We start from the raw sequence: 18,953 nt of genomic DNA on the forward strand, positions 1-18,953 counted from the left end.
ATTCAGCGCTGCTCCACCAGATTCAAAAAGCGCCGCGTCCTTTCGTTGTCAGGCTCGATCAATATCTGCTTCGCGCTGCCATCAGCGACGATTTTTCCGGATTCCATGAACAGTACGCGGTCGGCAATGTCCTGGGCGAACTTCATTTCGTGGGTCACCAGCAACATGGTCATCTGCTGTTCGTGGGCGATGGAACGGATCACCGCCAGCACTTCACCGACCAGCTCCGGGTCCAGCGCTGACGTCACTTCGTCGAACAACATCACCTGCGGGCGCATGGCCAGCGCGCGGGCGATGGCGACGCGTTGCTGCTGACCGCCGGAAAGTTGGCCCGGATAGGCACTCGACTTATGGCTCATGCCCACCAGGCCCAGGTACTCGTTGGCGCGCTCCTGGGCTTCTTCCCGACTGAGCTTCAGAACCCGAAAGGGCGCCTCGGTGACATTTTCCTGCACGGTGAGGTGCGGGAACAGGTTGAACTGCTGGAACACCATGCCCACCCGATGCGCCACCGGCGGTTTTTTTGATCCGGGCCAGCGCCAGCCTGAATGCTTGCCCGGCACCGCAGCTCCGGCGACTTCGATGCTGCCTTGCTGGTAGGCTTCCAGGCCCTTGATCAAGCGCAGGACCGTGGATTTGCCTGAACCGCTGGGACCGATCAAAGCGACTTTCTGTCCTTGGGGAATACTCAAGTCCAGATGATCGATGACCCGGTTGCTGCCAAAACTCTTGACCACCTGTTTCAGGATTATTTGCGCCGGAGCGCCTGTAAGACCGTGTGCGAGATCAGACATGACTGCGCCTTTCGAAAAATTTGAAGAGCAGGGAAGTGGGTACGCTGATCGCCAGAAACATCAGCGCCATCACCGTGTACGGCTCGTTATAGCGATAGGTCATGCCCGCGATCTGCTTGGCCGCCTGAAACAGTTCAGGAATGGTGATCACCGCCAGCAACGGGGTTTCCTTGAACATGCCGATCAGGTAATTGCCCAGGATCGGCAGCATCGGCTTGAGCGCCTGGGGAAGGATGATGCGTTGCCAGGTTGTGGCGGTGTCAAAATCCAGGGCTCGTGCGGCTTCCCATTGGCCCGCGGGTACACCTTCGATGGCGCCGCGATAGGCTTCGGCGATGTAGGCGCCGTAATAAAGTCCCAGCCCAATCACCCCGGTGGAGATCGCCGGTAACGTGATGCCGGCCAAGGGGAAGGCGAAAAACAGCACGTACAGCTGCACCATCAAGGGCGTGTGGCGAAAAAAGCTCAGGTAAGCGCTGCTCAGCCGATGCAGCCAGATGATTTTCGAGCGCTGGGCAATCGCCAGGACCAGGCCCACCAGCACCGCCAGCAGGAAACCCAGCACCACCACTTGCAGGGTGACCAGCAAACCCAGGAACAGCTCGGGCAGGATCGACCAGGCGAAGGCGTAATCGAAACTCATGAGCACGTCTCCTGGCGCCAGGCCGTGACGTGACGCTCATAACGCCGCACCAGCCAGCTCAATGGCCAGGCCATGAGGAAATAACAGACCAGCACGATGCACCAGATCAGCGTTTGCTGGCCCAGCGTAGTGATCAACTGCGCGCCCGAGAACGTCAGGTCGCTCAGGCTGATCAATGACACCAGCGAGGTGGTCTTGAGCAGCTCCACCAGTTGATTACCCATCGGCGGTAACATGAACGGCAGCGCCTGGGGCAGGATGATCCGGCGAAAAGCGGTGATTGAATCGAAGTCCAGCGCCCGGAGTGCATCGCGTTGCCCGCGACTGACATTGACGAGTGCCGAACGCACGATTTCCGAGCCATAGGCCGAGAAAGTCAGGCCCAGGCCAATGACGCCGGTGGTCATTGGCGACAGACTGATGCCGAACAATGGCAGGATGAAGAACAGGTAAAACAACAGGACCAGCGCCGAAATGCCCCGCAGGATTTCGACGTAAACCGTGGCAATCCAGCGCAGTCCGCGCAACGGCGACAAGCGCATCAGGGCAATGACGAACGACATCACCACGACCACCACTTGGGCGAGCAAAGTAATTTCCAGGGTCAACAGCGCACCGGATGCCAGCTGACGCGCAATAAAACCTGCGGTGTCCACAACAGAAGGATCGAAGAACATGGCCTGTACTCGTATGGGTTGAGGCCGTTTGCCGCTCAGGTTTCAATGTCGCCACCGCAGGTGACGAAGACGATCAGCAGGTGCTGTTCAAAGAGTGCTGGCATGCAACGGTGCGAGGCTGATCAGCCATTCGCTTTGCTCGCAAAAACTTCAAAGACTGCAGCGTTGCTCGGCGGTGACTGCGGCGTCCGGAAGTTCGTTCTCGGTGTAGCCGTATTTCTGCAGGATATTCAGCAGTTCACCCGATGCGCGCAGTTTTGCCAGTTGTTCGTTGAAGGCCTGGATGAATTCAGGGTCGTTTTTCGGCAGGCCGTAAGCGTGGTAATTCCAGGTCGGCTTGCCCTGAGCATCAGGGATCTGCACGTAAGGCTGCGCCCGTTCGATGGCCGGGCTGTTGGCTTTCTTCACCAGGCTGATGATTTCGGCGTCCGGGAAATACACCACGTCGACACGGTCGGCCTGGAGCGCGGCCAATGCTTCTGTGTCTTTATCGAAGAGCACGACGTTGCCGCTGGCGATGCCGCTGTCCTTGGACTCCTGAACCTGATTGCTACCGGGCTGCGTGGCCAGGCGCGCCTTGCCGTTGGTGGCGACGTCCTTGAGGCTGTGCAACTTCAGCGGGTTGCCGGCTTTGACAATGAACGCGCCGCCGGAGCGGGTGACTGGATTGGAATAGCCGATCACTTTGCAGCGAGCGGGGTTGATGAACAGCCCGGCACCGATCAAGTCGAAGCGCCCGGCGGCCAGGCCCGGGACCAGTGAGCCGAAGTCGGTGATTGGCGTTTCAATGTTGGTGATACCCAGCGCCGCGAGCACGGCTTTCAGCACTTCGACGTTGGCGCCGGTCACTTTGTCGTCCGTGCCGATATAGGCATAGGGCTGCTCGTTGGCAATCCCCGCCGTCAACCCACTCGCGCGCCCCTTTTCCAGCAATCCCGCCGCCATGGCGGAGAACGAACAGACCGCGCTCAACAAGACGGCTGAACCAAATACAGCTGCCAACGACAAGGGTTTCAGGGCTTTCATCAAAAATGCTCAGGTTTGAGAAATAGAGTGCGGTGCGTAGGTGTTTTGCCTCACCACTTCCGGTGCTGAGGCAAGAATATGGTTCTAAAAAAGTATTTCTAAATAATTATTTTGCATTAGCTTATGGCTGAATCGTTTGATTCGATGGGAGAGGCGCGTGCTGGCAATGTCAGGGACATCCCGTTGTCAGGGCAACCGGAAACCCACGCGGCCGCCAGCGCCGCCTTGCCGCAGGTCGTTAAAATCTTATTGGTAGGGAATACGCTCAAGTAACGGGTTGCAACTGTCGATAACCCTTTTGAGCACCGCAATCCGTGGCTGGTTTCGCCCAGCTGACAATGCACCTGCCAACAGGGAAACCACCGGATGTCGATAAAATTACGCCTGCTTTTGCTGATTGGCACCAGCTTGCTCACTGCCGTGATCGTCAGTCTGGTCAGCTACCTGGGCAACCTCCAGATGCGTGATGCGGTGAATGACAACGAGGTCAGCATGACCGCGCTGCGTAATCACCTGGAAGCGGACATGATGCACGATGCGCTGCGTGGCGACGTGTTCTCCGCGATGCTGGTGGGGCTGGGGAAAAGCACCAGCACCAAGGATGAGGTGCGCAGCTCCATCGCGGAACATGCAGAACACTTTCGTCAGATGCTCGGTGATAACCTCAAGCTGCCGGTCAACGACACCATCAAGTCAGCCCTGAGCAAAATGCGCCCAAGCCTCGACACCTACATCAGTGCCGGCGAGCGCATCGTCGGACTGGCCCTCGATGACCCGAATGCTGCGCAGCTGCAACTGGGCACTTTCAATAAAGCCTTCAGCCAACTGGAAGACGAGTTGGCCGCTCTCAGCGAGTTGATCGAAACCGACACTCAGCTGACCGGCCAGGGTACTCAGCAAACCATCAGCAACGCCAACATGACCCTCGGCGGCGTGCTGATCGCCAGTTTGCTGTTGCTGTTGATCCAGGGCCGCTGGGTGATTCGCAGCATCATGGGCCCGCTGCAGTCCGCCAGCCGGATTGCCGAGAGCATTGCCCATGGCAACTTGAGCGAATCCATTGTCGAACCTGTGCAACGGGACGAAGCCAGCATGCTGATTCGCAGCCTGGCAACCATGCAGCGTGACCTGCGCGGGATGATCGAAGTGGTTCGCAGCAATGCCCATGGCGTGAGTGGCATGAGTCAGCAATTGAGCAGCGGCTGCCATCAGGTCACCGGCAGCAGCCAACAGCAAAGCGCAGCCGCCAGCACCATGGCCGCTGCGGCCAGTGAAATGACTGCAAGCATCGAGGAAATCACCCGCCACGCCGAGCGGGCGCTGCAGATGGCCAACCAGGCCGAGGAACTGGCCAAGAATGGCGGTCGCGTGATCCATCAGGTGGTCAACGACATGGACGGTATTGCGCGCTCTGCGCAGCAGTCGGCGCAGGTGATCCGTACCCTGGACAAGGAGTCGGAGGGTATTTTCAGCATCATTCAGGTGATCAAGGGCATCGCTGACCAGACCAACCTGCTTGCGCTCAACGCAGCCATCGAGGCCGCCCGCGCGGGTGAGCAGGGACGTGGTTTTGCGGTGGTTGCCGACGAGGTGCGCAGTCTGGCTGGAAGAACCAGTGCTTCGACCCAGGAAATTGCCAGCATGGTTTCGCGCATCCAGCAAAGCACCCGCGAAGCTGTCACCAGCATGGAGACCGGCGTTGCGCAGGTCGACAAAGGCATGGCTGTGACCGCCGATGTCGAGCGCGCCATCCGCGAAATCCTCGACGCCACATTGAAGACGACTCAGCTGGTCAATGACATCACCCGGACCATCGGCGAGCAAAGCCTGGCCAGCAATGAAATTGCCCATCAAGTGGAAATGATTGCCAGCATGTCCGAAGACAACAGCCGGGTCATTGGCCAGACGGCGACCACCACCGATGAACTGTCCGCCCTGGCGGGGAAACTTTCGCAATCGGTGGATCGGTTTCGTCTGTGATGCATGGGTTGGCGCTGTTGTCGTGCGGCGCCGGGCTTACAAATCGATAACGAGGTCTGATGTCGGTTTGCTGCAGCAGAGCAGACGCAGCCCTTTGTCGATTTCCCGCTGGCGGATACCGCCGTTGTGGTTCATCTCGACCGTGCCTTGCAGGACTGTGGTCTTGCATGTGCCACACACCCCTTGACTGCAGGAAGAGGGCACGATGGCGCCGGCTTTTTTGGCCGTCGGTAGCCCTTGATTTTTTTGCTGGGTTCTTCGGGCTGCGGCTGGATTTTCATGATGCTTGGTCTCAAAGTGCCAAAGCGAGGGGCGTCGGTCAAATGTACTCAGGTGTACATTCAAGGGGCATCGGAGTACATTTAAGTTACACGTTTTTGAAGAGGGTTCCCCAAATGTCCCAGTTAGGGAAGACACGTGGCAAGGCCCAGGATGCCGGCTGGCGCGGGTCGCCGGAGGGATGGCTTGAGGCGGCCTATGACGCATTGAAGGAGTCGGGCATTGATGCAGTTCGCGTCATGCCGCTGGCCAAGCGTCTTGGTTTGTCACGCACCAGCTTTTATTGGTTCTTTGAGGATCGCGAGCAGTTGTTGGCCGCCTTGCTTACGCGTTGGCGCGATACCAATACCGGTGGGTTGATCCGGCAGTGCGAAAGCTATGCAGAAAGCATTTCCGAAGCAATTCTGAATGTCTTTGAATGTTGGCTCAATCCACAGTTATTCGACTCGCAGTTCGAGTTTGCGGTCCGTAGCTGGGCGCTGCAATCAAGTGAAGTTGCCGCAGAAGTCGCAACCATAGACGAGCAACGAATGAACGCCTTGGCGAATATGTTCAAGCGCTTCGGCTATGACAGCCATAGTGCTGATGCGCGGGCTCGCACGATTTATCTGACGCAAATCGGCTATATCACCATGAACACCAATGAGCTGATTACCGAGCGTTTCCGGCGTATCCCGCATTACGTGAGTATTTTCACCGGGAAAATACCCAAGCAGCGCGAACTGGATCGTTTCTACGGCAAATTCGGTTATGCCGAAAAGGAACCCGGGATCTTCGTGCCTTTGACCGACACCTTCGAGGAGGCGGCTGCCGATGACCAATGAGACGCTCGGCATCATTGGCGGAACGGGCTGGTTGGGTGGCTCGATCGCCAAGGCCGTGCTGGCAAAGGGATTGTTTCCGGCTGGCAAGCTGGTTATTTCAAACCGATCGGGAAGCCACCCGTTGGCCCATCAGGGCGCAAGCCTGGTAACCGATAATCAGGAGTTGGTGGATTGCAGCGACCTGGTGATCATTGCAGTTCGTCCTGAGCATTTCGCCAGCCTGAATATCAACGCGACGGGCAAAACAATCATCTCCTTGATGGCGGGAATCACCGCGCGGGCCATTGCTGCGCAGACCTCGGCTTCGGCGGTCGTGCGGGCGATGCCCAATGCTGCGGTAGAAATCCAGCAGTCTTTTACGCCCTGGTATTGTTTTGGGGAGATGGATGCATCGAAGAAAAACCTCGTGCAGCGTCTGTTCGAATGCGTCGGCACTGCGGCTGAGGTTCAGGAGGAGGGCTTCATTGATTACCTTTCAGCCCTCTCGGGCACGGGGCCGGCCTTTCCCGCCCTGTTGATGACGGCACTGAGCAACCAGGCAGTCGCTGCCGGTATCCCTGCTGATATTGCGCAACTTGCGGCGAAAAATGTCGTGGTCAATAGCAGTCAGCTACTGGCGAGTCGTGATGCACAGGAAATCCTTGACGCCTTAGCGGCTTACCGGGGCGTGACCGCCGCCGCTTTGCAGGCGATGACTCGTGCTAATTTCGAGGAGCAAATCGGCAGGGCGTTGCAGGAAGGGGCTTCGGTGGCCCGCAATGGGCTTCAATCCTGATCAACCCAAGCCTTAATCTGTCTGGCTGATGAATTGCCCCTGATGGTTGAAGTCAGGGGCATGCTTTCAGATGTCTTTTACCAGTCGCAACGCATCGTAGATGGCGGCATGGGTATTGCGCGCCGAGACTGCATCGCCGATCCGGAACAACTGGAAGCGGCCTCCCGGGTTGGTAACGATGTTCTGGGCGTTCCCCGCAATCAGATTGTGCTGCTCGACCGCGCCGCCGTTGCTCGAAAGGGGGCGCAGATCGAAGTACAAATCGTCCAGCGGCAGGGTGCCGTGGTTGATCACCACCTGATCGACCACTCGCTGCTTGTGTACCTGACCATAATCGCTGCCAAAGCGGGCTAACAATTTACCGTCCCGCCTCTCTACGGATTCGACCCGATAGGTCACTGTAAATGTCACGTCCAGGTCTTGCAGGCTGCGCATGTAAGGCACCAGGTTCATCGCCATCACTTCCGGCGCGAACGACCGGTCCGGGGTGACGATCTCCAGCGTTGCGCCACTGTTGGCGATGACTTCCGCAGCCTGCAGCGCCGCGTGGTCGCCAGCATCGTCGAAAATCAGCACGTTCTTGCCCGGCTTGACGTCGCCGGAAATGATGTCCCAGGTTGACACCACCAGTTCATTGCCCTGTTTCAGCACCTCGATGTCCGGCATGCCGCCGGTGGCAACAATTACTACGTCGGGCTCTTCGTTCAGCACCGTGTCGGCTTCGGCCCAGGTATTGAAGTGGAATCTCACGCCGAGACGTTCGCATTGCGCCATGCGCCAGTCGATGATGCTGATCATCTCGCGACGCCGCTCGCTGAGTGAGGTCAGGCGAATCTGCCCGCCGGGCTGGTCAGCGGCCTCGAACACCGTGACGTCGTGGCCGCGTTCGCCGGCCACGCGTGCCGCTTCCAGACCCGCCGGGCCGGTTCCGATCACTACCACCTTGCGCCTGGCAGGCGCTTTGGGGATTTCGTGAGGCATGGTGGTTTCGCGGCCAGTGGCAGCGTTGTGAATGCAATACGCCGCACCGCCTTGATAGATGCGATCCAGGCAATAGTTTGCCCCCACACAGGGGCGAATTTCCTCTTCACGCTTTTCGATGATCTTGCGCACAATGTGCGGATCGGTCATGTGCGCGCGGGTCATACCCACCATGTCGATCTTACCGGAAGCGATGGCATGCCGAGCGGTGGCGACGTCCGGAATCTTCGCCGCGTGGAACGTCGGGAAGCCCGTCGCCGCGCGGATTTCACCGGCAAAATCCAGATGCGGAGAATTGCGCATCCCCTGAATTGGAATCACATCGGTCAGGCCGGCATCGGTGTCGATGTGCCCGCGCACCACGTTGAGAAAATCCACCAGGCCGCTGTCCTTGAGCATGTGCGAAATAGCGATGCCTTCCTGCGTGCCGAAGCCACCGGCCAGATCCTCATCGCCGGTGTAACGCACACCCAGCAGGAAATCCTCACCGCATTGCTTGCGGATGCCGCGCAGGATATCGAAGGTAAACCGCAGGCGATTTTCCAGGGAGCCGCCGTAAGGGCCGTCGAGGTCGTTGGTCAGCGGTGACCAGAACTGATCCATCAAATGGCCGTAGGCCTGAAGTTCAAGACCGTCGAGGCCCGCCGCTTTCATGCGCTCGGCGGCATCGACGTAATCCTTGATGATCCGGTCGATATCCCACTCTTCCATCTTCTTGGGGAACGAGCGGTGCGACGCTTCGCGGCGGTGCGAAGGCGAAATCACTGGCAGCCAATCGGCTTTGTCCCAGCGGGTGCGGCGACCCAGATGGGTCAGCTGAATCATGACGGCCGCGCCGTGCTCGTGGCACTCGTCGGTCAAGTCCTTCATCCAGCCGACCACTTCGTCCTTGTAAGCCAGGATGTTGTTGAACACCGGCGGGCTGTCGCGCGACACCGCGGCGGAACCGGCGGTCATGGTTAATGCCACGCCAGCCTTGGCACGCTCGACGTGGTAGGCCCGATAAAGCTCCTTGGGCATACCGTCGACCGGATAAGCCGGTTCATGCGAGGTGGTCATGATGCGATTTTTGAGCGTCAGGTTTTTGATTTTATAGGGTTGCAGCAAGGGATCGCTGGACATGGTGGCGCGCTCCTGGAACAGAACATCAGGCTTGGTTTTGACATAACGGTATGTGGAATGTTCATGTGTGTCAATGAGCGGGACACACGTGTACATTTTTGCTTGCGCCGGCAAAAAACCAGGATTAATATCCAGCAAACACGGGCTGATCTGGCTCATTCGAGCTAAAAGGCGTTGCGAGGTGCGGGTGATCGATGCATGCGGATTAACGCGCGCGAGTCATTGGTTAACGACGCATCGGCACATTGCGCCCATGAGCGAAGGAGGGCCGAACCACCTGAAAGGACAGTGACTGCACCTGACAATAATTCATCCAGCTCTAACCGGAATGCCCTTGTGATCGCGATGTCATTTTGCGGTCATGAGATAACTTGATTCATCTACTGCCCTGCCAATAACTATTCATACAGTACGCGGAGATGCACCATGATTACGTTATCCAGTAAAACCCTTATTGGCTGGTTTTCGGCCTTGACTATGGCCTCATGCAGTCTGGTCGCTCATGCGGCCGACCCGGCACCTATCCGTATCGGCTGGGTAAACTGGTCGGACACGGAAATTGCGGTAAAGCTGGCAAATGCCGCCCTGGAGGATCACCTCAAGCAACCCGTCAAACTGGTTCTGGCGGACATTGGTATTCAGTTTCAGGCAGTAGCCAACGGCAATATCGACCTGATCCCGATGGTCTGGTTGCCGAGTACCCACAAGGCGTTCTACGACAAATACCGCGACAAACTTGAAGACCTCGGTGTGCTGTATGAAGGCCGGATCGGCATGGCGGTGCCAACGTCCATCCCGGTCAGTGAGATTGCCAGTGTTGAAGACCTCAACAAGCCAGCGGTGCGGGAGAAACTTGGCGGCAAGATCCTGACTTCCGAAGTGGGCAACGGCCAATACAAACTGACGGAAAAAGCCATCAAGGAATACAACCTCGACGGCTATAAAATGGTTGCCTCTTCAGAGTCTGGAATGCTGAGCGAGCTGGATCGTAATCTAAAGCGAGACAAATGGTCGTTGATCAACGCCTGGAGCCCGCACTGGATGTTCTCCAAGTGGCCCCTGCGCTATCTGGATGACCCGAAGCATGTTTTCGGTGGCGCCGAGCAAATCCACGCGGTTGCCCGCAAAGGCTTCAGTGCTGAGCACCCCGATGTTGCGCGGTTCTTTGTCAACTTCAAGATTCCTCAAGCTGATCTTGAAAAGTTGATGGCGGCGGCGCGTGACAGCTCGGCAGATAAGGTGGTTGCCGAATACTATGCCGCCAACAAGCCTCGTTTTGCGGCCATGTTTGACGGTCAGACTGCAGCCTCCACGGCGGGTCAGCCCTGATCGCCGTATCCATCTGGTTATTTCAGGCCGATGTCCTTCGTGGTGGGTGAAGGGCAGCGGCCAAATCCAGAAGTGCCGCACGCTTGATATCAAACGATATCGTCAATAAGGATATGGTGCTCGCCACGACTGCAGCGCTCTATCCGCGCCTCGACCTTGTAGACCTCGCGAAGCATCGATTCGCTAATCACCTCGTGGCTCGGGCCACTGCCCTGAGTGGTGCCCTCGGCAATCACCAACACCTGATCGGCGAAGCGCAGCGCCTGGTTCAGATCATGAATCGCGATGAATACAATGACCTGGCGTTTGCGAGCCAGGGCGCGCATGAAATTCAGGACCTGTACCTGCCGATGCATGTCGAGGGCGCTGGTCGGTTCATCCATCAGCAGGATCTCCGGTTCGCGCACCAGCGTCTGCGCGATGGACACCAACTGTTGCTGTCCACCGCTGAGCTCACCAAGGTTGCGGAAGGACAACTCCGTGATCCCAAGCGCAGCGAGAATTTCGTCCACCAGCTGCAGCTCATCATCGTCGACAACCCAGCCTGGGGTCAGTTGTTTGCGCGCCAGCAGAACTGATTCGTACACCGTCAAGCGGACGCTGGCATTCAAGCCCTGAGGCATGTAACTGATGCCCGCCAGGCCCTTTTTCGAGTCCTGCAAAACGACCTGTCCGGGGCCATCGATCAAGCCCGCCATGCGTTTGAACAAGGTGGATTTACCCGCCGCGTTTGGGCCGACTACCGCGACCACCTGGCCGCCGACAAAAGTTGTTGTGGTGACCCCTGTAATGACCGTGCGCTGGCCGTAGCGGGCACCGAGATTCTCCAGCTGGATCGTCACCATGAGTTTTTCTTCCCGCCGAGAATCAGAGATATGAAGAAGGGGACGCCGATCAGCGACGTGACCACGCCGATGGGGAAAATGGCGCCGGGAATCAGGGTTTTGCTGACCACCGAACTGGCGGACAGGATCAATGCGCCGGTCAGCAAGGACGCCGGCAGGAAGAACCGCTGGTCTTCACCGATCAGCATCCGCGCAATGTGCGGACCGACCAGCCCGATAAAGCCGATAGTGCCAACGAAGGCCACCGGGAACGAGGCAAGCAGGCTGACCATGATCAGCGTTTGAAAACGCAGGCTACGTACGTTGATGCCGAAGCTCGCGGCCTTGTCATCGCCCAGGCGCAGGGCGGTCAGGGCCCAGGCGCGTTTGGCGAAGATCGGCACGGTGATGAGAATCACCAGGCAGATCACCCCGAGTTTGGGCCAGGTGGCTTTGGTCAGGCTGCCCATGGTCCAGAACACCACGGCTGCCACGGCTTGCTCGGTGGCAAAAAACTGCACCAGCGCCAGCAACGCATTGAAGGTGAACACCAGGGCAATGCCGAGCAGCACGATGGTTTCGGCGGTGACCCCTCGGCGCATGCTCAGGAAATGGATCAGCAACGCCGAGAGCATGGCCATGATGAACGCGTTCACCGGCACCATGTACTGCGCCGCCAGCGGAAACAGTGCGACGCCAAACGCCAGTCCCATGGCGGCGCCGAAACTGGCGGCGGCGGAAATGCCCAGGGTGAACGGGCTGGCCAGCGGGTTGTTGAGGATTGTCTGCATCTGCGCGCCGGCCAGCGACAACGCCGCGCCGACTGCCACCGCCATCAGCGCCACCGGCAGGCGGATGTCCCACATCACCACCCGGACTTGTGGCGACGCACTGTCCGGGGAAAACAGCGCGCCCAATACTTCGCCAAGGCTGTAGTTCGCCGGCCCGAGGGCCAGATCCAGCAGCACACTGCCCAGCAGCAGCGCCACGAGCCCAGCCAGAATCAGGCGTTTACGCAGCACCAGGTGCCGATAGGTTTCCCGTTGTACGATCAATGTTCCGTCAGATGCGCTCATGGTTTGAGCTCCGGCTTGGGCAGGCTGACGAAGTAACCCGGTTCGTAAGGCACCGCTAGAAAGCGCTCATGCAACTCGCGAAATGAGGCATCTGGATCCAGGTCGGCAAACAGCGTCGGGTGAAACCATTTCGCCAACTGCTGGATAGCGACGAACTGATAAGGGCTGTTGTAGAACTGATGCCAGATCGCATGAAAGGCCTGATCGTCCTGAGCGTTGATGCCCGCGTAAGCCGGGCGTTGGGTGTACCACGCCAGTTTGTGTCTGGCTTGGGTCATATCCGCACCGGGGCCGACGCCAACCCAGCGGCCACCCGGCGCAAAGGCTTCCCAGTTGGCGCTGGTGACCACGACATGGTCAGGGTTGGCGACAATGACTTGCTCGGGGTTCAACTGGCCGAAGGTGGTGGGGATGATGTGCTTGGCGATGTTGTTGCCGCCGGCCATTTCCACGAACAGGCCAAAGTTCTCGTTGCCAAAACTCAGGCAACAATCATCGGTGTAGCCGCCGATGCGCTCGATGAACACGTTGGGGCGGGCAGGGTGTTGCGCTTCAATGACATCAGTGACCCGCCGGATCTGCTGGTTGCGAAAATCGATGAAAGCCGCGGCACGAGCCTGCTTGCCGAACAACTCGCCGAACAGGCGCATGGTCGGCTCGGTGTTTTGCATCGGGTTGTTGCGAAAATCGACGTAAACCACCGGAATGCCCAGGGCGTCGAGCTTCTCGATGTAGCGCGCATCTTCGGTGGCGTGTCGGGCTTCGATATTGAGAATGATCACGTCCGGCCGCTGAGAGATCGCCTGCTCAATGTCGAAGGTGCCGTCTTCAAATCCGCCAAAGGTCGGGATTTTGGCGATATCGGGAAACTTGCGCAGGTAGGCACCGTAGGTGTCTGGATCGGACTGGATCAGGTCCTTGCGCCAGCCGACGATGCGCTCGATGGGATTTTGCGTGTCCAGCGCCGCGACCAGATACAACTGACGACCTTCGCCGAGGATGACGCGTCTGACCGGAAGGTGAACCATGACCTTGCGGCCAAGCAGGTCGGTCACGGTACTAAGCGCGGGATCCGCCTCGGCGGCCAGCGCACTGCGCGGGGTCACGGACAATAACGACAAGCTCAGCAGCCCTGCGAACAACAGCGCAACGCAGGTTTGACTGCGACGAAAAACGGTAACCATGGTTTATGCCTTTGCAGAAGCCAGACCGCACAACGGCGCATGCCGCCGCCCCGGACCGGAAGTTTCAGAAATCAACGGTGGCCGACAGCAGCAGGGTGCGTGGCGAGCCTTGGGAGAACGCACCGTAGGAAGCCACGCCCGACCAGTACTCGCGGTCGAACACGTTCTGCACCGTGGCGCGGAATGTGGTGGGTCGCTGCGCAATGCGGGTGGCATAACGCGCGCCGACATCGAAGCGGGTCCAGGCATCCAGTTCCTGGGTGTTGGCCTGGTTCACGTATTGGCTGCCGGTGTAGATCGCACCGCTGGTCAGCGTCAGGCCCATAACACCCGGGGTGTCCCACTCGGCCCAGAGGTTGGCCTGAACCTGCGGAACGCCTACCGGTTTATTGCCACGGTTGGCGGCAACGCTGGTCCTGGTCAATTCCCCATCAAGCAGCGTCACGCCACCGAGCAGGCGCGTGCCTCTGGCAATCTCGCCAAACAGGTTCAGTTCCACGCCACGGTTGCGTTGCTGGCCCTGTACTGAGAACACCCCGGACGCCAATTCGCCGCTGGGCTTCTTGATCTGAAACAGGGCCAGTGTGGCCATGAAGCTGACGTAGTCGAGCTTGACTCCGACTTCTTGTTGCCGAGAGATGTAAGGTGCAAAAATTTCGCCCGCGTTGGTCGCGGCGGACGGCGCGATGTCGCCCTTGCTCATGCCTTCGATGTAGTTGTAGTAGAACGAGACATGCTCCCAGGGCTTGGCGACGATACCGAACAGCGGCGTGGTCTCGCTTTTGTCGTAGGAAGTGCTGACTACGCCGGATGCGTTGTAGTTGTCCGACTTGATGTTCTGCTTGCGCAACCCGGCGGTCACTTGCAAGCGCTCGTTGAGCACTGACAACGTGTCGGCAAGGGCTACACCCGCCAGTTCGCTCTCGGAAACTTTCGGCGTATCCGGCTTGGCGATGGCGGGTTCCGGGCGGGCGATCGGGTGATAGATATTCGAGAGCACGGCCGGGCCGGAAATGATGCCTCGGGACAGCTCATCGCGATAACGGGTAACTTGCAGGACAGTGTTGTGACTGACCGGTCCGGTGTCGAAACCCACGCGCGCACCGGTGTCAACGGTGTAGCGCTGGACTTCGAATTTGTAATAGCCGGGGATGGAAGACGTGTCACCGGCGGCGTTGATGATCGTTGGGGTCTGATCGGACATGCGCTCGACCGCCGATTTGCCGCCTCCGGCATGGGCGAATACGGTCAGCGCGTCATTGAGGTCGTACTCGACACCGAGCAGCGCCGATTTGTCCCGGGTTTCGGATCGGCCCCAGTCCTGGCTCACGCTGGTACGGCCGTTGGCGGCAGAGGGAATCTGCACATTGGGTGCGATCAGAAACGGTCGAGACGCTGCGTCAAATTGCTCCTTCTGGCTGATCAGATCCAGCGTGGTGCGCAGGCGATCACCCTGATAATCCAGGGAAATGGCACCGATGCCGATGTCTCGGGATTGAGCGTCGATTGCCGTATCGCCTTGCTGGACGCTGCTGTTGATTCGCGCACCTAACCGGCGTTCCTCACCAAAGCGCCGACTGAGGTCAAGGTGGCCGCCGAGTTGCGAGTTCATGGCGTAACGGGTGGTGAAGCGGGTCAGGTCTTCGTCGAGGGAACGCTTGGGAATCACATTGATCACCCCGCCGACAGCGCTGTTGGGCGACATGCCATAGAGCAGGGCGCCGGGGCCCTTGACCAGCTCGATACGCTCGGCGTATTCGGTAAACACCCGATAGTTGGACGCCACCCCGTACACCCCGTCGAACGCCAGCTCACCGAGATTGCCTTCCCCCACCGGAAAGCCACGGATGAAGAACGAATCGACAATCCCGCCGGCCTGGCCCGTGGAGCGCACCGAAGAGTCACGTTCCAGCACGTCGCCGACGGTGACCGCCTGTTGATCCTTGATCAGCGTTGAGGTGTAGCTGCTGACGCTGAAGGGCGCGTCCATCACGTCCGTGTTGCCGAGCATGCCGAGGCGTGCGCCGCGTGCGACCTGACCACCCGTATAGGTCGCGGGCAGACTGTTGCTACGTCTGCCAGTGCCATCGACGGTGATTTCCGGCAGGGACACCTGACGGAGCACCAATGTGTAGCTGCCGTCGCTGCGGGCAACCATTTCCACACCGCTGTCGGCCAGCAAGCGGCTCAGTGCTTCCTGTGTGGAGTAGGTTCCGGAAAGCCCAGGGCTGAGCAAGCCTTCGGTGACTGAAGGCTGAAACGACAGGGCAATGCCGGCGTCCACGGCAAAGCTCGACAGCGCTGCGCCAAGCGGACCGGGAGCGATGTTGTAGGCCCGGGAAGCGACAGCGTCCAGTTGCGTCGGCACGGCAGCCAAGGCAAACGACCCGCTGCCCGCGCTCAGGGCAAAGCTGAGCAGCACACTGCGAATGACGGGCTTGAGCGGACGATCCGGACGCAGGGGCCGTGCAACGAGCATGGATGGATAACCCTATGGACGTGATGAAATGGCTATTCCTTTCTTTGCCAGTCGAGATCAAAAAAAGTATCACCTGCGCTGCGATTTTTTTGCCTGAGCTCAAGCGGGGGAAAGGGTCACCCAATAACCGCTCAAGTGGTCGGTGACGAGCACCGGATAGGTCTGCACCAGCATGTTCAGCGTGCGCTGGGTATCGCTGATGGGAAAGGCGCCGGAAATGCGCAGCCCGGCAATGGCTGGGTCGCAACGCACGAAGCCTTTGCGATAGCGAGCCAGTTCGGCAACGAAATCTGCCAGGCGCATCTTGTCGGCCATCAGCATGCCTTGAGTCCAGGCGCCAACGTTACGGTCTGCCGGGTTCAACGGGCCGAAGGTCTGTGCGGAAAAATCAGTGCGTTGGCCCGCGTTGACGATGAGCGGTACGGCCTGGCGGCTGTCCGTCAATTCAACTCGCACAGTGCCGTCGAGGACCGCGAGATGGGTGCGCGACGGGAGTTCACGAACGGTGAATCGCGTGCCCAGTGCCTGCATCCGGCCTTGGCGTGTGCTGACCAGAAAGGGTCGTGGCAGCGAGGATGCATCTGGCGCGGTCTGCACCAGAACTTCCCCTTCGCGCAGGTTGATAAGCCGCTGCCGGGTGTCGAACAGGACGTCGATGGCGGTATCGGTATTGAGGGTGAGCCGGGATCCGTCGGCCAGGGTCAACTCCCGGCGCTGGCCAACGGCGGTGCGGTAGTCGGCCGACCATTGTTGCGATTGCGCCAGTTTCCAGCTGCCCCAACCAACCGGGACCACCGCCAGCAGGATCGCCAGTTTGCCAAGGAACGCGCGACGTTCGGAGCTGCTCGGGCGATCCAGCGCCGACATTGCCAGCGACGGTGGCAGCCCGCCGAGCTTGCTTTGAAGTAACTGCGCACGGGACCACGCGCGGTTGCGCTCGGGGCTGCTGAGTTTCCAGCACTCCCATTCGTCACGTTCGGTGGCGCTGAGGTCGCGTTCACTCAAGCGCATCAGCCACTCGGCGGCCTCTTCGAGGATTTTCGGATCGAGCGGCTGCTCATTGCGACGCGTGAGCATTCATTCCACCAGCATCAGGCACTGAACGAAGGCCTGTTTCATGTAGCGCTTGACGGTGATCAGGGAGACGTTCAGCTGTTCGGCGATGTCGTCGTATTTCAGGCCGCCGATCTGCGACAGCAGGAACGCGCGCTTCACCAGCGGTGGCAGCGTGTCGAGCATGGCGTCGATTTCGTGCAGGGTTTCCAGGACCAAGAAGCGCAATTCGGGTGAAGGCACTTCGGGAGCAGGCAGATATGCGAGGGCTTCCAGATAAGCGCGTTCCAGGGCCTTGCGCTGATACCAGTTGATGAGAATGCCCTTGGCCACGCAGCTCAGGTACGCCCGGGGCTGGTCAATGGCCGTGACCTGGGAGGCGAGTATGCGGGTGAAGGTATCCTGCGCCAGATCCGCCGCATCCATGGCGTTGCCCAGTTTTTTCTTCAGCGTGGCGTACAACCAGCCGTGATGACCGGCGTACAGAGCCTCGATCACACGCAGATGATTGTCGTTGTTGGTGGGCAGGGTTTCGCTCATGGCTGCAGGTTTTTGTAATTGAGAAGTATTCCCAATGCTAATTGACAACAAGCCTGTGACGCAAGCGGGATCAGTCCCCGGGCGCGGCGTGATCGGCTTGCAGGCTCGCGGACCGGCAGCGCAACGCGATAACGGGGATCAGCGCCAGCAGATAAGCCAGGCAAACGAACAGGTAGGTGTACTGCAGGCCATAGACCTGGCTGAGCAAGCCACCCGCCGAAATGCCCGCAACCGACGCGAATTGCGCGGTGCCTTGGGCAATCCCCAGTACGTGGCCCTGTCGTGAGCTGTCGGCAGTTTTCGAAACCAGGGCCATCAGTACCGGCGTGGTGGCACCCAGCAGCACCCCCCAGATGAAGTACACGACGACGAACACGACGGCGTGGCGTGTGACGCCCGCTATGGCGGTCAGGGCGATACAACCCAGCACGACGTAAGTAATGCGATACAGGGTGTCCTGTTGAGAACGGTGCTCGAAGTAGCGTGACCATGCTGTGGCCGACAGAATGAAACCCAGTGCCAACAAGCCGTAGCACAGGCCGACGACCGAGTTGCTGACTTCGAATACCGAGCTGACATACAGCGAGAATGACGTCTGCGGCAGCATCCGCGCCAACAGCAGAATGCCCATGACGCACAGTAATGGCAGCAGCGGCGATCGCTGCCAGATGCTGCCGGTATGACCAGTTTCTACCGAGGCATTGTTCGCCGGCGTCTTCTTCATCGGCGGCACATTCGGCAATGTCACGGCCGCCACCACGGTGCAGACCGCGCACAGTGCAGAGGCGACGATGTTGATCCAGAAGAACGTCGCATGGTCGAGGATCAGGCCGCCGAGCACCGCACCGAGCAACGAACCGACGTTGGTCGAGATCTGCAGGATCGCAAACAGCCGCGCCCGCCGCGAAGGTGCTTCGATACTGACACCGTAAGCCTGTGCCGGAGCGATGTACCCGGCGAAGGCGCCTTGCAGAAAACGCAGGATCAGAATGACCCAGATGTCGCCGGACAGCGCCAGCCCGAGCTGGGTCAAGGACAACCCGGCCAGGGCGCGGATCATCATCGGTTTGTGCCCGTAGCGATCACCGATCCGGCCCCAGAGCGCACTGGTCAGCATGATGCCCAGCATCGGTCCGACGTATACGGCAATGCTGGCGAAGCTGAAAAAGGACTCCGAGGAGGTCATCCCGCGCAGGTGGACCGGCCAGAACGGACCGCTCATTTCCATCGCGCCCATGGAGACGAGCTGGATCGCGAACAGAAGATAAATCAGGATCCTCACGTTCAAACCCTGGATGGCACCTGCATGGGACATGAGTCAGTCTCGGCGGTTAAACGCCAACAAGCGAAGCATGGTTGGCGCGCAG

The 18,953-nt window shown here is 59.3% G+C and carries 16 protein-coding genes and 2 pseudogenes; 5 read left to right on the forward strand and 13 right to left on the reverse strand.

Annotated features, from left to right (window positions below; translation table 11 throughout):
* Nucleotides 1-2 precede the first annotated feature (2 nt).
* The 4 genes from ACP7E4_RS14685 to ehuB form a co-directional block, all read right to left on the reverse strand.
* Nucleotides 3-794, reverse strand: a complete 792-nt coding sequence (locus tag ACP7E4_RS14685) for an amino acid ABC transporter ATP-binding protein (RefSeq protein WP_426115475.1) — start codon at nucleotides 792-794, stop codon at nucleotides 3-5.
* Nucleotides 787-1,437 (reverse strand): ectoine/hydroxyectoine ABC transporter permease subunit EhuD, encoded by a 651-nt coding sequence (gene ehuD / locus ACP7E4_RS14690; protein ID WP_426115477.1) that lies wholly within the window; start codon nucleotides 1,435-1,437, stop codon nucleotides 787-789. The genes ACP7E4_RS14685 and ehuD overlap by 8 nt, the downstream gene beginning before the upstream one ends.
* Nucleotides 1,434-2,114 carry an ectoine/hydroxyectoine ABC transporter permease subunit EhuC gene (gene ehuC / locus ACP7E4_RS14695; RefSeq protein WP_426115479.1) on the reverse strand — a complete coding sequence of 227 codons (681 nt, stop codon included), beginning with the start codon at nucleotides 2,112-2,114 and terminating at the stop codon, nucleotides 1,434-1,436. Before ehuC ends, ehuD begins: the two co-directional genes overlap by 4 nt.
* 150 nt (nucleotides 2,115-2,264) lie before the next feature.
* The gene (gene ehuB, locus ACP7E4_RS14700) at nucleotides 2,265-3,140 is read right to left on the reverse strand and encodes an ectoine/hydroxyectoine ABC transporter substrate-binding protein EhuB (protein WP_426115481.1); all 876 of its coding nucleotides are present in this window, start codon (nucleotides 3,138-3,140) and stop codon (nucleotides 2,265-2,267) included.
* Between the two features lie 366 nt (nucleotides 3,141-3,506).
* On the opposite strand from ehuB, the pseudogene ACP7E4_RS14705 reads away from it, so the two are divergent.
* Nucleotides 3,507-4,262: pseudogene (locus ACP7E4_RS14705) on the forward strand (MCP four helix bundle domain-containing protein); the annotation flags it as partial.
* A gap of 132 nt (nucleotides 4,263-4,394) precedes the next feature.
* Nucleotides 4,395-5,120, forward strand: a complete 726-nt coding sequence (locus ACP7E4_RS14710; protein WP_426115672.1) for a methyl-accepting chemotaxis protein — start codon at nucleotides 4,395-4,397, stop codon at nucleotides 5,118-5,120.
* A gap of 36 nt (nucleotides 5,121-5,156) precedes the next feature.
* Here ACP7E4_RS14710 and ACP7E4_RS14715 read toward each other — a convergent pair.
* Nucleotides 5,157-5,354 (reverse strand): annotated as a pseudogene (locus ACP7E4_RS14715) (2Fe-2S iron-sulfur cluster-binding protein); the annotation flags it as partial.
* Between the two features lie 161 nt (nucleotides 5,355-5,515).
* On the opposite strand from ACP7E4_RS14715, the gene ACP7E4_RS14720 reads away from it, so the two are divergent.
* Entirely contained in the window at nucleotides 5,516-6,223 is a 708-nt protein-coding gene (locus ACP7E4_RS14720; protein ID WP_426115674.1) for a TetR/AcrR family transcriptional regulator, read from the forward strand.
* Nucleotides 6,213-6,998 (forward strand): pyrroline-5-carboxylate reductase family protein, encoded by a 786-nt coding sequence (locus tag ACP7E4_RS14725; RefSeq protein ID WP_426115483.1) that lies wholly within the window; start codon nucleotides 6,213-6,215, stop codon nucleotides 6,996-6,998. Before ACP7E4_RS14720 ends, ACP7E4_RS14725 begins: the two co-directional genes overlap by 11 nt.
* A 66-nt stretch (nucleotides 6,999-7,064) precedes the next feature.
* Here ACP7E4_RS14725 and ACP7E4_RS14730 read toward each other — a convergent pair whose 3' ends face one another.
* Nucleotides 7,065-9,101 (reverse strand): FAD-dependent oxidoreductase, encoded by a 2,037-nt coding sequence (locus tag ACP7E4_RS14730; RefSeq protein WP_426115485.1) that lies wholly within the window; start codon nucleotides 9,099-9,101, stop codon nucleotides 7,065-7,067.
* Nucleotides 9,102-9,527: 426 nt separating this feature from the next.
* On the opposite strand from ACP7E4_RS14730, the gene ACP7E4_RS14735 reads away from it, so the two are divergent.
* The gene (locus ACP7E4_RS14735; protein ID WP_426115487.1) at nucleotides 9,528-10,430 is read left to right on the forward strand and encodes a glycine betaine ABC transporter substrate-binding protein; all 903 of its coding nucleotides are present in this window, start codon (nucleotides 9,528-9,530) and stop codon (nucleotides 10,428-10,430) included.
* Nucleotides 10,431-10,519: 89 nt separating this feature from the next.
* On the opposite strand, the gene ACP7E4_RS14740 is transcribed toward ACP7E4_RS14735, so the two are convergent.
* The 7 genes from ACP7E4_RS14740 to ACP7E4_RS14770 all read right to left on the reverse strand — a co-directional run bounded on the left by ACP7E4_RS14740 (nucleotide 10,520) and on the right by ACP7E4_RS14770 (nucleotide 18,901).
* A complete protein-coding gene (locus ACP7E4_RS14740; RefSeq protein WP_426115489.1) occupies nucleotides 10,520-11,275 on the reverse strand; it encodes an ABC transporter ATP-binding protein in 756 nt (251 codons plus the stop codon).
* Nucleotides 11,269-12,330 carry a FecCD family ABC transporter permease gene (locus ACP7E4_RS14745; RefSeq protein WP_426115491.1) on the reverse strand — a complete coding sequence of 354 codons (1,062 nt, stop codon included), beginning with the start codon at nucleotides 12,328-12,330 and terminating at the stop codon, nucleotides 11,269-11,271. Before ACP7E4_RS14745 ends, ACP7E4_RS14740 begins: the two co-directional genes overlap by 7 nt.
* Nucleotides 12,327-13,514: an ABC transporter substrate-binding protein gene (locus ACP7E4_RS14750; protein WP_426115493.1), complete on the reverse strand. Its 1,188-nt coding sequence runs from the start codon at nucleotides 13,512-13,514 to the stop codon at nucleotides 12,327-12,329. Before ACP7E4_RS14750 ends, ACP7E4_RS14745 begins: the two co-directional genes overlap by 4 nt.
* Before the next feature lie 64 nt (nucleotides 13,515-13,578).
* A complete protein-coding gene (locus tag ACP7E4_RS14755) occupies nucleotides 13,579-15,993 on the reverse strand; it encodes a TonB-dependent siderophore receptor (protein WP_426115495.1) in 2,415 nt (804 codons plus the stop codon).
* 99 nt (nucleotides 15,994-16,092) lie between these two features.
* Nucleotides 16,093-17,070, reverse strand: coding sequence for a FecR domain-containing protein (locus ACP7E4_RS14760; RefSeq protein ID WP_426115497.1), 978 nt, complete (start codon nucleotides 17,068-17,070; stop codon nucleotides 16,093-16,095).
* Nucleotides 17,071-17,586 (reverse strand): sigma-70 family RNA polymerase sigma factor, encoded by a 516-nt coding sequence (locus ACP7E4_RS14765; protein WP_426115499.1) that lies wholly within the window; start codon nucleotides 17,584-17,586, stop codon nucleotides 17,071-17,073.
* 70 nt (nucleotides 17,587-17,656) lie between these two features.
* Nucleotides 17,657-18,901, reverse strand: a complete 1,245-nt coding sequence (locus ACP7E4_RS14770; RefSeq protein ID WP_426115501.1) for an MFS transporter — start codon at nucleotides 18,899-18,901, stop codon at nucleotides 17,657-17,659.
* Nucleotides 18,902-18,953 lie beyond the last annotated feature (52 nt).

Origin of the sequence: Pseudomonas sp. DSP3-2-3 (assembly GCF_049898225.1) — a bacterium.
Lineage (GTDB): Bacteria > Pseudomonadota > Gammaproteobacteria > Pseudomonadales > Pseudomonadaceae > Aquipseudomonas.

What these genes read in the sequence shown, in the direction of transcription:
- ACP7E4_RS14750 (WP_426115493.1), bottom strand. Translation starts at nt 13,514, where the DNA reads ATGGTTACCGTTTTTCGTCGCAGTCAAACCTGCGTTGCGCTGTTGTTC.
- ehuD (WP_426115477.1), bottom strand. Translation starts at nt 1,437, where the DNA reads ATGAGTTTCGATTACGCCTTCGCCTGGTCGATCCTGCCCGAGCTGTTC.
- ACP7E4_RS14740 (WP_426115489.1), bottom strand. Translation starts at nt 11,275, where the DNA reads ATGGTGACGATCCAGCTGGAGAATCTCGGTGCCCGCTACGGCCAGCGC.
- ACP7E4_RS14755 (WP_426115495.1), bottom strand. Translation starts at nt 15,993, where the DNA reads ATGCTCGTTGCACGGCCCCTGCGTCCGGATCGTCCGCTCAAGCCCGTC.
- ACP7E4_RS14770 (WP_426115501.1), bottom strand. Translation starts at nt 18,901, where the DNA reads ATGTCCCATGCAGGTGCCATCCAGGGTTTGAACGTGAGGATCCTGATT.
- ehuB (WP_426115481.1), bottom strand. Translation starts at nt 3,140, where the DNA reads ATGAAAGCCCTGAAACCCTTGTCGTTGGCAGCTGTATTTGGTTCAGCC.
- ACP7E4_RS14735 (WP_426115487.1), top strand. Translation starts at nt 9,528, where the DNA reads ATGATTACGTTATCCAGTAAAACCCTTATTGGCTGGTTTTCGGCCTTG.
- ACP7E4_RS14760 (WP_426115497.1), bottom strand. Translation starts at nt 17,070, where the DNA reads ATGCTCACGCGTCGCAATGAGCAGCCGCTCGATCCGAAAATCCTCGAA.
- ACP7E4_RS14710 (WP_426115672.1), top strand. Translation starts at nt 4,395, where the DNA reads ATGGCCGCTGCGGCCAGTGAAATGACTGCAAGCATCGAGGAAATCACC.
- ACP7E4_RS14745 (WP_426115491.1), bottom strand. Translation starts at nt 12,330, where the DNA reads ATGAGCGCATCTGACGGAACATTGATCGTACAACGGGAAACCTATCGG.
- ACP7E4_RS14720 (WP_426115674.1), top strand. Translation starts at nt 5,516, where the DNA reads ATGTCCCAGTTAGGGAAGACACGTGGCAAGGCCCAGGATGCCGGCTGG.
- ehuC (WP_426115479.1), bottom strand. Translation starts at nt 2,114, where the DNA reads ATGTTCTTCGATCCTTCTGTTGTGGACACCGCAGGTTTTATTGCGCGT.
- ACP7E4_RS14730 (WP_426115485.1), bottom strand. Translation starts at nt 9,101, where the DNA reads ATGTCCAGCGATCCCTTGCTGCAACCCTATAAAATCAAAAACCTGACG.
- ACP7E4_RS14725 (WP_426115483.1), top strand. Translation starts at nt 6,213, where the DNA reads ATGACCAATGAGACGCTCGGCATCATTGGCGGAACGGGCTGGTTGGGT.
- ACP7E4_RS14685 (WP_426115475.1), bottom strand. Translation starts at nt 794, where the DNA reads ATGTCTGATCTCGCACACGGTCTTACAGGCGCTCCGGCGCAAATAATC.
- ACP7E4_RS14765 (WP_426115499.1), bottom strand. Translation starts at nt 17,586, where the DNA reads ATGAGCGAAACCCTGCCCACCAACAACGACAATCATCTGCGTGTGATC.